The sequence below is a fragment of the Amycolatopsis sp. NPDC049252 genome, assembly GCF_043197175.1.
Taxonomy (GTDB): Bacteria; Actinomycetota; Actinomycetes; order Mycobacteriales; family Pseudonocardiaceae; genus Amycolatopsis.
The window spans coordinates 40,171-53,642 of the sequence record NZ_JBICSQ010000036.1 but is presented as its reverse complement, the minus strand read 5'-3'; the positions used below and the strand labels follow the sequence as shown (position 1 = coordinate 53,642).

Sequence of the window (13,472 nt, the reverse complement as noted above, 5' to 3'; positions counted from 1 at the left end):
GGCGTTCAGGGCCGGCGGCCGCGGAAGGTGCGGCGCAGGTCGCTCACCCAGGCCTCCGGGTTCTCCCAGGGGATGAAGTGGCCGCCGCGGTCGTGGGCGGTGACGTTCACGTGGTTGAACCACCCGGCCTGCGGACCCGCCTCGAACGCCCGGACGCGCTCCTCGGCGGTGTGGACGCCGGGCGGGTTCTCGTAGGTGACGAAGGTGAGGCCGACCGGGGCCTGCACCACCGGGGTGCGGTCGTGGGCGGGGGTCCACGGGTAGCGGTTGGCGTTGGCGTAGTACCGCAGCGACGTGGCGACGGAGTTGTTCACCCAGTAGATCGTGGCGTGGGTGAGCAGGTCGTCCTTGGTGAAGACCGACTCGACGTCGCCGCCGTTGTCGCTCCAGGCGTTCCAGCGCTCCAGCAGCCAGGCGAGCAGCCCGGCGGGTGAGTCGCTCAGGCCGTGGGCCAGGGTGGCGCCGTCGAGCATGTGCACGGCGAGGTGGGACGCCGACCGGTGGTCCAGCTCGACGATGCGGGCGCGGACGTCGGCGGGCTGCTCGTCGGTGAGGGGCCGGTTCCGGGCGAAGTCCCAGGCGCGCGGGCCGGTGAAGAAGTCGAGCGGCAGCCCGGAGCCGATGTGGATGCCGTACAGCTCATCGGCGTACTTGTGGCCGAGCTGGCTGGAGACGATCCCGCCGATGTCGCAGCCCCCGGCGGCGTACTTCTCGTACCCCAGGGTCTCGGTCATCAGCGTGTGCCAGAGGTCGGCGACCTTCCAGAAGTTGACGTCCGGGAAGCCGGTCAGCGGGCCGGGGAAACCGAAACCGGGCAGGGACGGCACGAGGACGTCGAACGCGTCGGCGGGGTCCCCGCCGGACGCGGCCGGATCGGCGAGCGCGTCGATCACCTTCGACCAGTGCCAGAAGGTCCACGGCCAGCCGTGGGTGAGCAGCAGCGGGATCGGGCGGGGGCCGCGGCCGGGCTTGCGCATGAAGTGCACCGGGACACCGGCGACGCTCACCCGGTAGTGCTCGTAGGCGTTGATGGCGGCCTCGGCTTTGCGCCAGTCGTAACCGTCCCGCCAGTAGGCGACCAGCTCACGGAGGTAGCCGGCCGGGACGCCGTAGGACCAGTCGTCGTTCCCCTCGTCCAGCGGCGGCCGGGTCAGGGCGAGCCGGGCGCGCAGGTCGTCGAGCACCTCGCCGGGCACGTGGATCGGGGCGGGCTCCAGCGGGAAGGCGCGTGAGGTCGTCATCGCGGGACATTGTCGCAAACCGGTGGGGTTCACCCCGCTCTCCTGGGCAGCAGTCCGACCAGCAGCAGCACCAGCACGTAGCCGCCGGCGCAGAGGCCGAACACCAGCTCGGCGGCGGCGAAGTACGAGTGCGTCGAAGGCTGTCCGACGCGGGCGAAGAACACCGAGCCGAGGGCGGCGACACCGAGGGCGTTGGCGAACTGCTGGGCGGCGTTGAGCACGCCCGCGCCGGTGCCGACCTCTTCAGGGGTGGCGTCGCCGAGGATGAAGTCGAACAGCGGGACGAACAGCAGCCCGCAGCCGATGCCCGTCACCAGCAGGGCCGGGGCCAGCTTCGCCACGGTGAGGGCGTCGCCCCAGTGCGCGCACGTCCACCAGAGGCCGAGCAGGCCGGCGACCGCGATGGCCAGCCCGAGGTGCAGGTTGGCGCGTCCGAGCTTCTCGGCGAGCACCGCGCCGGACAGCAGGGTGGCGGCCGCGGTGCCCGCGGCCCAGGGGATCAGCGCGAAGCCGGTCTGCAGCGGCGTCCAGCCCAGGCCCGACTGCAGCAGCAGGTTGACGACCAGGACGAACGCGCTGAGCGCGGCGTAGAACCCGCCGACGATCAGCAGGCCGACGACGAAGCTGCGCTTGCCGAACAGCGACCGGGTCACGACGGGGTGGTCGCTGCGGCGTTCGGACACGACGAACAGGCCGAACACCACCAGCGCGGCGGCGATCATCACGTAGGTCCAGGCGGGCCAGCCGAGGTCGCGGCCCTGGATGAGCGGCACGATCAGCAGTGCCGAACCGGCGGTGAGCAGGCCCACGCCGCGGACGTCGAGGCGGGCGCTGCGGTCTTCGCCGCTGTGGCGCGGCAGGACCCACCAGCCGAGGGCGGCGGCGAAGACGCCGAACGGGACGTTGATCAGGAAGATCGAGCGCCACCCGCTGCCGAACAGGTCCAGGTGCAGCAGCCACCCGGCGAGGATCGGGCCGGCCACCATGGCCAGCCCCATGATCGGGCCGAACGGCATCAGCGCCCGGCGCAGGTGCTCGGGCGGGAAGACGATCTTCACCAGGGCCAGGCCCTGCGGGATCATCACCGACCCGAACAGGCCCTGGAACAGGCGGGCGACGATCAGGAACCCGGCGCCGGGCGCGAGGCCGCAGGCCAGTGACGCGAGGGTGAAGCCGGCCATGCCGAGCTGGAACAGCCGCCGGCGGCCGATGAGGTCGCCGAGCCTGCCGGAGGTGATCAGGCCGAGGGCGAAGGCCGCGGTGTAGGCGGACAGCACCCACTGCAGGGTCATCGGCCCGCCGCCGAGGTCGGCGCGGATCGAGGGGCCGGCGAGGTTGGCGACGCTGGTGTCGATCAGGTCCATGAGCTCGGCGACGATCACGACCACCAGGACGAGCCAGGCCTGGCCGAGGGGAAGCGGGGTCACGGGTCTTGACGAACTAAGTTCGATAGTCACGAACTTAGTTCTAAATGACGAACTTAGTTCGTGTCAAGGTAGGGTGGCAGCATGCCCACCGACCCCCGGCAGCGCCGCGAAGCCCGCCACGCGCCGCCCCGCGCCGGCTCCGCGCCGTCCGCGACGCGGAAGCCGCCCATCACGGCCGACCGGATCACCGACGCCGCCCTGCAGGTCATCGCCACCGAGGGCTACGAAGCGCTGACGATCCGCCGGGTCGCCGCGGTGCTCGAAGCCGGGCCGTCGTCGCTGTACGCGCACATCGTCAACAAAGAAGATCTGGACGACCTGATCATCGGCCGGCTCCACGCCGAGATCGTCCTGCCCGAACCCGACCCGGCGACGTGGCGGCGGCAGCTCCTCGACGTCTACGGCCAGATCCGCGACCAGTACCTGAAGTACCCCGGCGTCTCCCGCGCCGCGCTGGCCATGGTCCCCACCCACCTCGAATCCCTGCGGGTCGGCGAAGGAATCCTGGCGATCCTGCTCGCCGGGGGCGTCGCACCGCGGACGGCTGCCTGGGTGCGCGACGCGCTCACCCTCTACGTCAGCGGCTACGCGCTGGAGCGCTCGATCGTCCGGCACCGGCACCCGGACCAGGATTGGGTCCTCGGCCGCGAAGAGCTGGTCGACCGGTTCAGCGCCCTGCCCGCCGACCGCTTCCCCCACACCCGGCGCCACGCCGCCGAGCTGACGTCCGGCACCGGGCACGAGCGGTTCGAGTTCACCCTCACCCTGATGATCGGCAACCTGGGCTCGTGACCGACGACGCGAAGACGTACCTGCACGACGAACTGCGCTGGATCCGCGAGGCGATGCTCTCGAAGCTGGACGGACTCGGCGAATACGACGTCCGCCGTCCGCTGACGCCCACCGGGACCAACCTGCTCGGCCTGATCAAGCACCTGGCGACCTGGGAGGCCCGGTACTTCGGCGAGGTGTTCGGGCGGCCGTTCCCGGAGCCCCTGCCCGAGCGGGGCGGCGCCGACCTGTGGGTGACCGAGCACGAGACCCGCGCCGAGGTGGTCGACCGCTACCGGAGGGTGTGGACCCACACCGACACGACGATCACCGGTCTCGACCTGGACGCTCCCGGCCACGTGCCGTGGTGGCCGAGCCCGGAGGTGACGCTCTTCAAGGTGCTGGTGACGTTCCTGACCGAGATCAACCGGCACGCCGGGCACGCGGACATCCTGCGCGAGCAGCTGGACGGCACGGTCGGTCTGGACGCGGAGAGCCGGAGCACTCCGGACGCGGCTCGGGTGGCCCGGTACGCGGAGATCGAGCGGGCGGCCAGGGCGGCGGCTGAGACCTGACCTCGGCCGAGCGGCTGCAGCCGGGGTGCCGATCCAGCCGGGGCAAGGCCGGTCGGCCGGCAACTGCTCCGGCTGGGCCCCCAGGAGCCGCCCCAGCCGGAGCAGGTCAGTAGGACCGAAGCGTGATCGGCTTCGGCTGGTGCCAGCAGCTGCTTCAGCCGGGCCTGACCCGAGCGAGCCCGCGGCCGGGCGGCCGATCCAGTCCGGTCAGACCAGCCGCCAGAGGAGCCGCTCCAGCCGAGGGCAGAGGCAGCTGGCATCGCAGCCGATCGAGCCGGAGTCGCCAGCCCGGGGCCGCAGCGCCGGTCAGGCCGGCCACCGCGGATGCCACCCCAGCCGGAGCGGACCGGGCAGGGCGGCCGTCGCGGCAGCCGATCCGGCGGAATCCCGGCCAGGCCCGGTACCTGCGATCGAGCGTCCTGGGCGCGCTGTTAACCTGGCCGCGTGGTCATCTTCGCCGGTGGCCGCGCGGCGGTGGGGCCCGCCGTACCCGAACCGCGGCCGTCCGCCGCCAACGGTCCCTACCTGAACCAGCCGCACGAGTCGTCCTCGTGCCCGATCAGGTAGGAGTCTGCCTGCCGTGCCCCTCGAACATCCCGAACCCGCGGCCGAGCCCGTCGACCCGGACATCGCCGATCCGCCGCCGCACGACTCGCGGCGCCACCTTCTCGAGACCGTCGGCGCGGTCGCCGCCGGTGGGGTGCTCGGAGCCTGCGCCCGCTACGGCGCCACCCTGCTCTGGCCCACCGCGGCCGGCGGGTTTCCGTGGACCACGTTCTGGATCAACGTCACCGGCTGCGCGGCCATGGGCGTCCTGATGGCCGTCATCGCCGCCGTGCCCACCGCTCACCCGCTGGTGCGGCCGTTCCTCGGCACCGGCATCCTCGGCGGCTACACCACTTTCTCCACCTACGCCGTCGACGCCCAGCACCTGCTCGACGGCGGGCACGCCGGAACCGCCCTGCTCTACCTCGTGGCCACCGTGGCCGCCGCCCTCGCCGCGGTCTGGGTCACCGCCGCGCTCACCCGCCGGGCGCTGCGTCTCGGGAGCCGCTCGTGAACTGGCTCATGGTCATCGCCGGCGCCCTGGTCGGCGCGCCGCTGCGCTACCTGACCGATCGCGCCGTCCAGAGCCGCCACGACACCGGCTTCCCCTGGGGCACTTTCACGGTGAACCTCGTCGCCTGCACCGTGCTCGGCTTCCTGACCGGCGCCGCCACGGCGACCACCGTTCCCCAGCCGCTGCAGCACCTGATCGGCCCCGGGCTGTGCGCCACCCTCAGCACCTACTCGACGTTCTCCTACGAAACGCTCCGTCTGGCCGAAACCGGCGCGAAGTTCTTCGCCGCCGCGAACGTCGTCGTCAGCATGGTCGCCGGACTGGGTGCGGCCTACGTCGGCACGGCCGTGGCCCAGGCGGTGTTCGGGTGACTCAGTCGTAGCTGCCCTCCACCGTCCACTGTGGAGTCTCGCCGACGGTGACGGCCAGCAGCAGGGCGATCTGCTCGTCCTCGTCCGCGAGCACCGCCTGCAGCCGCGCCACGCGCCGCCCGCGGGACGGCAGCGCCGGCTGGTGCAGCCACGGCCCGGCCCAGGCCAGCACCGGCCGCGACGGCCGTCCTTCGACGGCGACGGTCGCCGGCCGCGCGGTGAGCTCGCCGCGCTCGGTGCAGCCGACGACGTCCCCGCCCTCGTCCAGCACCTGGGCCGGGTGATCCGCGACGACGGCCGGGGACGGCGCGGGCAGCCGCCCCGGCCAGGGCGCGTCCGGGGAGACGGGCGTCCGCGGGTCACCCCACGGGATGAGCCGCACCCGCTCGGCGGGGCCGCGGCCGCCGTCGAGCAGCGGGGTGACGACGGCCTCCGGGCCGAGCAGGCCCTGGATCCGGACCAGGGCGCGGGCCGCGCGTTCGGCGGCGTCGGCGTCCCGGCCCATCGACCCGAGCTGCAGCTGCAGCGCCTGCCCGCCGACGACCTCCTCCGGGTCGAGCCGCAGCCGGACGATCCCGGCGCTCGGGCGGGCCCCGTCACGGGCGGTGAGCCAGCCTTCGCACTGCCACCGCACCCGGTCGGCCGTCGCGCGCGCGGTCAGCGGCTCGGCGCAGCGCCAGACGCGCACCCGCTCCTCCCCCGCCTCCGTCACCGCGACGATGGCCAGGCGCGTGCATGCCAGCCCGTGCCGCGCCAGCCCCGCGAAGAACCGCTCCCCCAACGTCTTCGCGACGAACGCGGCTTCGTCGACGCGTTCCAGCGGGTGCTCGAACTCCTCGGTGATCGACAGCTCCGGCGGCAGGGCCCGGCGCAACGGCGGCCGTTCCGACAGCCCGCGCGCCAGCCGGTGCGCGGTGATCGCGTCACGCGGGAAGCGGCCCGCGACGTCGCGCTCGGCCAGCGCGGCGAACGCGCCGAGGGTCCGCAGCCCGAGCCGCTTGAGCAGGCCGACGAGCTCGCCGCGGTCGTCGCCGGGCTGGTCCAGCTCGGCGATCGGCAGCGGGTCCAGGAACTCCGCGGTCCCGCCGTCCGGAACCAGGGTGGCGCGACGGGCGGCGAGCGTCGCGGCGAAGAGGCCGTCGGCGATCCCGACCTGGCATTCCACGCCCGCCCCCGCCGACACCTCGTCGAGCAGCAGCTCCGAAAGCGCCTCCTCGCCGCCGAAGTACCCGGCGGCGCCGGTGACCGGCACCGCGACGATCCCCGGCCGCACCACCTCGACGCCGACGGCCTGCCGCTCCACCGCCGCGGCGACCGGTTCGAACAGGCGCGCGTCGCGCTCCGGATCGTGTTGGTGCACCACCAGATCCGGGCACCGCGACTGCGCGTCGCGGCGCCGCATCCCCCGCCCGACACCGTCCCGCCGCGCGGCCGCGGAACAGGCCACGACCCGGTTGGCGGAGAACACCGCGGCGGGGCCGAGGGGCGGCGACCCGGCAGCAGCGCCCGCAGCGACGACCGGCCAGTCCGGGCACCACAGCACCAGAAGCCGGGGAGCATCGGAACTCACCCGGCGACGACCGCGCCATCGGAGCCTGGCAGCCGCGACGCGGCCGCAGAGGCCGTTTGGCCGACCCGTGCCCGAAGCCGCTTGACCACCTCGGCCAACCGGAGCCCCGACGGCAGCTCGCCCACCACAACCACCCGCGCTCCGGCCGCCGCAGCACCAGCGGCCGAACACGGCACCCGAAGCCGCCAGGCGCTCACCCGGCCACCTCGACCTCCCGGCTTGAAGCCGTGAGGGGCGCCTTCATGGGCTTTTAGTCCATGAAGGCGCCCCTCACGACTTTCCACCTTCGGCGGCTGCCAGCCGACCACGACACCAAGACCGGGCAGCCGCAACACAACCACGTGCGACCGAGCCACCGCACCACGAACCGGCCAGCCCGAGCACCACAACAAAAACCGTCCGGCGCTCACCCGGCCACCTCGACCAACCGGCGCCCGGACCGCGGCTCCCCGGCCACCACCGCACCACCGGGACCCGGCAGCTGCAACGCAACCGCCTGCGGCCGGACCGCCGCGCCGCGGCCCTGGCTGGTCGCCACGATCTCCCGGGCCTGCAGGTGCCCGTGCCCGTCCGGGGTGGCTCCGCGCCAGCGGCGTCCGGTGACCCGGACCTCCAGTTCCGCGCCCGGCCAGGCGCCGACCGTCAGCAGGACCGCGCCGCGGTTGCGGACCCTCCCGGCCAGGCGGCGGGCCACCTGCGGCCGGACGCCGCGGGCGAGCACCGGGCCCAGCACCACCAGGTCGAATCCGTCCACCAGGGCCGAGAGCACCGCGACCACCTCAGCCCCGGGCCGCGGGACCAGGGCGATGCGGTCCAGGTCGACGCCCAGCTCCGCGGCCGCCGCCAGGCCCAGGTGCGGCAGGCCGGTGACCGCCGCCCACGAGCCCGCCCTGGTCGCCTCCGCGAGCAGGGCCAGCACCAGGGACGTCGACCCGGTGACCGACACCGTGGTGCCGCGCCGGAGCCCGCCGGCCGGGAACAGGCCGGCGAGCGCCGAGGCTACCGGGAGTGACTCACCCGGATGGGTGACGTCCGGGCTTGGCTCGCGTAGCTGCGAAGCCGTCCGCACCCCCGGGATGGACGTGAGCGCCTCCGGTATCGCCACCGCCGCTCACCTCCAGCACCACGAACTCGTACCGGAGACACCCGCGGAAACCGGCGGGCGAACCCAGGACAATCATCGAACACTTGTTCGCATCCTGCGAGACGACAGCGGCTCCTGTCAAGGGAGGCTCACGTCACGGTGAAGCTCGAGGTCAGGGTGGCGGCCGAGCTGTTGCCGACGTAGACCTCGATCTTGCCCGGCTCGACGCGGAACTTCGCGGCGTTGTCGTAGAAGCCGACGTCGTCGGGGGTGAGGGTGAAGGTGACCGTCGTCGACGCGCCCGCCGCCAGCGTCACGCGCTGGAAGCCGCGCAGCCGCCGGACCGGCTGCACGATGGTGGCAACCGGGTCGCGCAGGTACAGCTGGACGACCTCGTCGCCCGCGCGGCCGCCGGTGTTGGTCACCGTGGCGCTCACCTGGATCCGGCCGCCGCGGGCCGGCATCCGCGTGTCCGAGAGCCGCAGGCCGTCGATGCGGAAGGTCGTGTAGGACAGGCCGAAGCCGAACTCGTAGAGCGGGCCGGACTCCAGGTCGAGGTACTTGGACGTGTACTTGTTGGCCGGGTCGGCCGGGCGCCCGGTGTTCTCGTGGTTGTAGTAGATCGGGACCTGGCCGACCGCGCGCGGGAAGCTGACCGGCAGCTTGCCGCCCGGGTTCACCGTGCCGAACAGGACGTCCGCGATCGCGTTCCCGCCCTGGACGCCCGGCGCCCACGCCTCGAGGATCGCCGGGGCGTTGTCATGCAGGTACGGGATCGTCAGCGGCCGGCCGTTGACCAGGACCACCACGAACGGCTTCCCGGTCTCCTTGACCGCGGCCACCAGCTGCTGCTGGACACCGGGCAGGTCGATGGTGCTGCGCGCGGCCGCCTCACCGCTCATCGCGGCGGTTTCGCCGACCACGACCACCGTCACGTCCGCCGCGCGGGCCGCCTGCTGCGCCGCGGCGAACCCGCTCGTGTCGGCGCCGTCGACGGTGCAGCCCGCGCTGTAGGTCACCGTGGCCCCGGGCGCCGCGGCCTTGATCCCGTCGACCACGGTCACCGGCGGGGTCGTGGCCGCGCCGGTGCCGAGGCCCGACCAGGTGCCGTTGAGGTCGTAGGTCGCCGTGCCGAGCGGGCCGACGACGGCGACCGAGCGGACGGTCTTCGCCAGCGGCAGCACCGGCCCGTCGTTCTTCAGCAGCACCATGGACCGCCCGGCGGCCGTCCGCGCCTGCGCGAGCGCGGCCGGGGACGGCGCCTTCACCTCGCCGGCCTCGTCGACGTACGGGCGGTCGAACAAGCTGAGCTTGACCTTGACGAGCAGGATCCGGCGGACGGCGTCGTCGATCTGGTCGTTCGTGATCCGCCGCTGCGCCAGCAGCTGCTGCCCGTACTGCACGTAGTTGGTGCTGACCATCTCCATGTCGACCCCGGCCGGGAGCGCGGCCGCCGCGGCGTCGGCGCCGTCACCGGCGAGGCCGTGCAGGATCAGTTCCTGGACGCCGGTGTAGTCGCTGACGACGAACCCGCGGAAGCCGTAGGCGCCTTTGAGGACGTCGTGCAGGACGTAGCCGTTGCCGTGGGCGGGCACGCCGCTGATGGTGTTGAAGCTGGCCATCACCGTCGCCACGCCGGCCTCGACGGACGCCTTGAACGGCGGGAGGTAGAGGTTGTGCAGCCGCTGCAGCGAGACGTCGACGGTGTTGTAGTCGCGCCCGCCTTCGGCGCCGCCGTAGGCGACGAAGTGCTTGGCGCAGGCGGCGAGGCGATCCGGCGACGAGTAGTCGTCACCCTGGTAACCGCGGACCTTCGAGACGGCGAGTTTCGTGGCCAGGTAAGGATCTTCGCCGTACCCCTCGGCGATGCGCCCCCAGCGCGGCTCGTGGGTGACGTCCATCATCGGCGCGTACGTCCAGTGGATGCCGCTGCGCCGGGCCTCCTTCGCCGACACCGACGCGTCCGCGCCCGCCACGGCGGGGTCGAAGCTCGAGCCCTGGGCCAGCGGGATCGGGAAGTTGGTGGTGTAGCCGTGGATCACGTCCAGGCCGAAGATCAGCGGGATGCGCAGCCGGGTCTGCTCGACGGCGATGTGCTGCAGCGCGTTCAGCTTGGCCGCGCCGACCACCGAGAAGACGCCGCCGAGCTGCCCGGTCGCCAGCGCCGTGCGTGCGTCGGCCTCGTTGCCGAGCAGCTGGAGCTGCCCGAGCTTTTCCGCGAGGGTCATCTTCTTGAGCAGCGCCTCTACGCGGCCGTCCCGCTCGGGCCGGGCGGCGACGTCGGCGGGATCTGCGGCGGCGGGCGCGGCGAGCAGGCCGCTCGACGCGACCCCGCCGGCGGCGAGGAGGCCACCGAACCCGGCGAGCAGGCTGCGCCGGTTCACCCCGTCTGATGTCGCTTGATCGGCTGCGTGACTCTCGGGCTGCTGCATGGCGGGGACCCTTTCGAGTGAGAATCGATCAGCCAGGATAGGCCCGGAAAGCGGCCTGCCGCCGATCGATCGGCGGCCGTCCCCGCCGCGCCCGCCGGGTCCTTCCCGCGCGCCGGGGAGCTACCCGGTGGCGCCGACGGTGCCGAGGACGGCCAGCCACTCTCGCGCGGCCGCGAGGTTCTCCTGCACCTGCAGGAGGTGGTCGAGCCCCAGCACGGCGATCGGGCGCCGGACCGCGCGCTGGTCGCTGACGATGACGCACGGGATGCCCGCGGCGTGGGCGTCGGCCGAGGTCGTGAGCAGCACGCGCAGGGTCCGGGCGGAGCAGAAACCCACCCGGGTCAGGTCGACGACGAACGCCCGCGGTCGCAGCGCGAGCTCGTCGGACAGCCGGGCGAGCAGGTGGCCGGCGAGGGTGCCGTCGAGGTCCCCGGTGGCGGCCACGACCGTCGAATCGTGGGTGGTGGTCACCGTGAGCGTGGTGGTGCCCTGGTGGTAGCGGGCCAAGGGATCGCGCATGATCTTGCTGTCACCTCCGTGGCGGATGGCGACACCGCGGCCGGGCCGCCACCGCTGAACCGGTGCAACACCGGCGAATGGGACAACGGCTGCTCGGCTGAACCGCGGACACCCGGAACATACCCGGATCGGGTGAACTTCATGCATCACGGAACGGCGACCCCGCCGGTCAGCCCGGCTGGTCCTCTCCGGACTCCGGTCGTGTGGCGTCGAGGCGCGCGTGCAGTTTTTCCCGGACCTCGTCCGGGGTGTAGGCGCGCCGCCGGCGCTCCTGCCGCACGACGACCACCCCGGTCGCGGCGACCCCGACGAGCCCGGCCAGCCCTACTGTCTTCCACCAGCGCATCGGCCTAGGCTACTGCCCGTGCCGGCCAGCGAGCTCGATCTCGACGAAGCGGTGGCCGTGACGCGCACCGGCGACCTGTGGCTGTTCCGGGGCCGGTCCGCGGCCGACCGCACCATCCGCGTCGTGACGAACAGCCCGGTCAACCACGTCGGCATGGCCGTGGTGATCGAGGACCTCCCGCCGCTGATGTGGCACGCCGAGCTGGGCCGGTCGCTGCCGGACGTCTGGTCGGGCACGCACCAGCGGGGCGCCCAGCTGCACGACCTGAGCCGCGCGGTGCAGGTGTGGGCCGAGAAGTACCACCAGCGCGTCTGGCTGCGCCAGCTCGACCACCCGGTCACCGCGGAGCTGGAGGACGCGGTCCTGCGCACCGTCGCGCGGCTGGACGGCACGCCGTTCCCGTCGACCGCGCGCCTCGCCTCCCGCTGGCTGGGCGGGCGGCTGCCGTCCCGGAAGCGGGACACCCGGGACGCCGACCTCGAGTCCGGCTACTGCGCGGAGATCGTCGCGCTCACCTACGAAGCCATGGGCCTGCTGCCGAAGGGCCGCCGGCCCAACTGGTACGACCCCGGCCGGTTCTGGAGCGGCGACCAGCTCGAGCTCACCGGCGGCGCCGCGCTGGGCGACGAGATCGCCGTGCGCCTGCCGGGCTGACCCCCTGGTCGGTTGTGGACGTCAGCGCGGAACCTCGGTCGGCAGGCGGGGTTCGCGGTGCAGCAGCTCGAGCGCGTCGGTTTCGGCCACCGCGGAGAACTTCCGGTAGCTGTTGCCGACCGCGTGCATCCAGGACAGCGGCCGGAGGCAGACGACCTGGTCGACCTCGCGGGAGAGCCGGTCCAGCACACCTCTCGGGGCGACCGGCACCGCGAGCACGATCCGGCCGGCCCGGCGGGCGCGCAGGACGCGGATCGCGGTGTGCGCCGTCGTGCCGGTGGCGGCGCCGTCGTCGGCGAGCACGACCGTCCGGCCGGCGATCGGGGCCGGCGCCACGGTGTGCCGGTAGACGGCGACCTGCCGGGCCAGCTCGGCCCGCGCGTGGCCGGCGAGCCGGGTCAGCTCGGCCGGCGTGACGTCGAACCGTTTGATGGCCGCGTGATCCGAGACGAGCAGGCCGCCCTCCCCGACGGCGCCCAGGCTCGTCTCCGGCGGCCCGGCGAACTCGATCCGGCGGGTCAGCAGGATGTCCAGCGGCGCGCCGAGGACGTCGGCGATCTCACCGCCGACCACCAGGCCGCCCTCGGACAGGCCGAGGACCACGGCCTCGCGCCCGCGCATCGGGCGCAGCAGCAGCGCCAGGCGCTCGCCGGCTTCCCGGCGATCACGGAACCGCATGGCCACTCCCGTCGAAGAACTTCTCCCCAGCATCACCCGGTGGCCACCGGCGCACGAAGGCCGATGGTCACCGGGCGCGCACCGATCATCGGGCGTCCTTGTCCGGCCATCTCGGCGCCGCGATCGCCGCCGCCCGTGAAGCGTGGATGACCAGCCGTTCGTGCGTCCTGGTGAGCTGCAGCGGACGCCACGTCGCGCGGGTCGTGGCCACCAGCCGCAGGTCGGTGTCCGGGCCGGCGCGGCGGTGCGCGTCGAGCAGCACCTCCAGCCCGGCGGTGTTCAGGAACCGGACGAGGGACAGGTCCACGACGACCCGCCGCGGCGCCCGGCCCAGTGCCTCGTCGAGAGCGTGCCGGAGCATGGGCGCGGTGCTGAGGTCGACGTCGCCGTCCACGGCGACGACCAGCGTCCACCCGGATCGTTCGACGGTGATCACCAGGTCGTGGTGGCGCAGGGCCGGGGGCTCACGGCCGCTGGAGGCGCCGAAGACCGCGTGGACGACACGACGCTCTTCACGGTTCTCGGCGATCGGGAGCGATGCCGGTGCGGATTCCGGGAGCGGACGGCGGGGGCGGGGGAAATCGAAGACGTTGAGTTTCACGATCGGAGCTCCTGACCTGCCGGCCGCGCGGTGCTCACCGCGGCCGCCTTCGATGGTTTGAACGTCACGAGGCGGGGTCTGGGCGCTCTGCGCTGGTTGATCGTGCTCGCCGGGCCCTGGTGCCGCCCAGAGTCACAGGTCCC

Annotated in this window: 14 protein-coding genes; 5 read left to right on the top strand and 9 right to left on the bottom strand. The window is 73.4% G+C overall.

The window, feature by feature from the left end; genetic code table 11:
- Positions 1 to 5: 5 nt before the first annotated feature.
- Both ACGFMK_RS29820 and ACGFMK_RS29815 read right to left on the bottom strand, forming a co-directional pair.
- On the bottom strand, positions 6 to 1,241 hold the full coding sequence (locus tag ACGFMK_RS29820) for an epoxide hydrolase family protein (RefSeq protein WP_392770018.1): 1,236 nt from the start codon (positions 1,239 to 1,241) through the stop codon (positions 6 to 8).
- Between the two features lie 29 nt (positions 1,242 to 1,270).
- On the bottom strand, positions 1,271 to 2,668 hold the full coding sequence (locus tag ACGFMK_RS29815; protein ID WP_392770015.1) for an MFS transporter: 1,398 nt from the start codon (positions 2,666 to 2,668) through the stop codon (positions 1,271 to 1,273).
- A gap of 81 nt (positions 2,669 to 2,749) precedes the next feature.
- Here ACGFMK_RS29815 and ACGFMK_RS29810 point away from each other — a divergent pair, with 81 nt between their 5' ends.
- The 4 genes from ACGFMK_RS29810 to ACGFMK_RS29795 all read left to right on the top strand — a co-directional run bounded on the left by ACGFMK_RS29810 (position 2,750) and on the right by ACGFMK_RS29795 (position 5,445).
- The gene (locus ACGFMK_RS29810) at positions 2,750 to 3,460 is read left to right on the top strand and encodes a TetR/AcrR family transcriptional regulator (RefSeq protein WP_392770012.1); all 711 of its coding nucleotides are present in this window, start codon (positions 2,750 to 2,752) and stop codon (positions 3,458 to 3,460) included.
- A complete protein-coding gene (locus ACGFMK_RS29805) occupies positions 3,457 to 4,014 on the top strand; it encodes a DinB family protein (RefSeq protein WP_392770009.1) in 558 nt (185 codons plus the stop codon). Before ACGFMK_RS29810 ends, ACGFMK_RS29805 begins: the two co-directional genes overlap by 4 nt.
- Positions 4,015 to 4,594: 580 nt before the next feature.
- Positions 4,595 to 5,074, top strand: a complete 480-nt coding sequence (gene crcB / locus ACGFMK_RS29800; RefSeq protein ID WP_392770006.1) for a fluoride efflux transporter CrcB — start codon at positions 4,595 to 4,597, stop codon at positions 5,072 to 5,074.
- On the top strand, positions 5,071 to 5,445 hold the full coding sequence (locus ACGFMK_RS29795; protein ID WP_392770003.1) for a fluoride efflux transporter FluC: 375 nt from the start codon (positions 5,071 to 5,073) through the stop codon (positions 5,443 to 5,445). The genes crcB and ACGFMK_RS29795 overlap by 4 nt, the downstream gene beginning before the upstream one ends.
- A gap of 1 nt (position 5,446) precedes the next feature.
- Here ACGFMK_RS29795 and ACGFMK_RS29790 read toward each other — a convergent pair whose 3' ends face one another.
- The 5 genes from ACGFMK_RS29790 to ACGFMK_RS29770 all read right to left on the bottom strand — a co-directional run bounded on the left by ACGFMK_RS29790 (position 5,447) and on the right by ACGFMK_RS29770 (position 11,396).
- Positions 5,447 to 7,015 carry a DNA polymerase Y family protein gene (locus ACGFMK_RS29790; protein ID WP_392770001.1) on the bottom strand — a complete coding sequence of 523 codons (1,569 nt, stop codon included), beginning with the start codon at positions 7,013 to 7,015 and terminating at the stop codon, positions 5,447 to 5,449.
- Between the two features lie 406 nt (positions 7,016 to 7,421).
- Positions 7,422 to 8,120, bottom strand: a complete 699-nt coding sequence (locus ACGFMK_RS29785) for a hypothetical protein (RefSeq protein ID WP_392769999.1) — start codon at positions 8,118 to 8,120, stop codon at positions 7,422 to 7,424.
- A gap of 128 nt (positions 8,121 to 8,248) precedes the next feature.
- Positions 8,249 to 10,483, bottom strand: a complete 2,235-nt coding sequence (locus tag ACGFMK_RS29780) for a glycoside hydrolase family 3 N-terminal domain-containing protein (RefSeq protein WP_392769997.1) — start codon at positions 10,481 to 10,483, stop codon at positions 8,249 to 8,251.
- Positions 10,484 to 10,651: 168 nt separating this feature from the next.
- Complete coding sequence (locus ACGFMK_RS29775) at positions 10,652 to 11,050, bottom strand: STAS domain-containing protein (protein ID WP_392769995.1); 399 nt, start codon at positions 11,048 to 11,050, stop codon at positions 10,652 to 10,654.
- 169 nt (positions 11,051 to 11,219) lie between these two features.
- Positions 11,220 to 11,396, bottom strand: a complete 177-nt coding sequence (locus ACGFMK_RS29770; RefSeq protein WP_392769993.1) for a hypothetical protein — start codon at positions 11,394 to 11,396, stop codon at positions 11,220 to 11,222.
- 18 nt (positions 11,397 to 11,414) lie between these two features.
- Here ACGFMK_RS29770 and ACGFMK_RS29765 point away from each other — a divergent pair, with 18 nt between their 5' ends.
- A complete protein-coding gene (locus ACGFMK_RS29765; protein WP_392769990.1) occupies positions 11,415 to 12,050 on the top strand; it encodes a hypothetical protein in 636 nt (211 codons plus the stop codon).
- Between the two features lie 21 nt (positions 12,051 to 12,071).
- Here ACGFMK_RS29765 and ACGFMK_RS29760 read toward each other — a convergent pair whose 3' ends face one another.
- Both ACGFMK_RS29760 and ACGFMK_RS29755 read right to left on the bottom strand, forming a co-directional pair.
- A complete protein-coding gene (locus ACGFMK_RS29760; protein ID WP_392769987.1) occupies positions 12,072 to 12,728 on the bottom strand; it encodes a phosphoribosyltransferase in 657 nt (218 codons plus the stop codon).
- A gap of 85 nt (positions 12,729 to 12,813) precedes the next feature.
- Positions 12,814 to 13,329: an STAS domain-containing protein gene (locus ACGFMK_RS29755; RefSeq protein WP_392769985.1), complete on the bottom strand. Its 516-nt coding sequence runs from the start codon at positions 13,327 to 13,329 to the stop codon at positions 12,814 to 12,816.
- Positions 13,330 to 13,472: the final 143 nt, after the last annotated feature.

Excerpts from the sequence above, each read along its gene's own strand:
- ACGFMK_RS29820 (WP_392770018.1), bottom strand. The coding sequence starts at position 1,241 with ATGACGACCTCACGCGCCTTCCCGCTGGAGCCCGCCCCGATCCACGTG.
- ACGFMK_RS29810 (WP_392770012.1), top strand. The coding sequence starts at position 2,750 with ATGCCCACCGACCCCCGGCAGCGCCGCGAAGCCCGCCACGCGCCGCCC.
- ACGFMK_RS29775 (WP_392769995.1), bottom strand. The coding sequence starts at position 11,050 with ATGCGCGATCCCTTGGCCCGCTACCACCAGGGCACCACCACGCTCACG.
- ACGFMK_RS29770 (WP_392769993.1), bottom strand. The coding sequence starts at position 11,396 with ATGCGCTGGTGGAAGACAGTAGGGCTGGCCGGGCTCGTCGGGGTCGCC.
- ACGFMK_RS29760 (WP_392769987.1), bottom strand. The coding sequence starts at position 12,728 with ATGCGGTTCCGTGATCGCCGGGAAGCCGGCGAGCGCCTGGCGCTGCTG.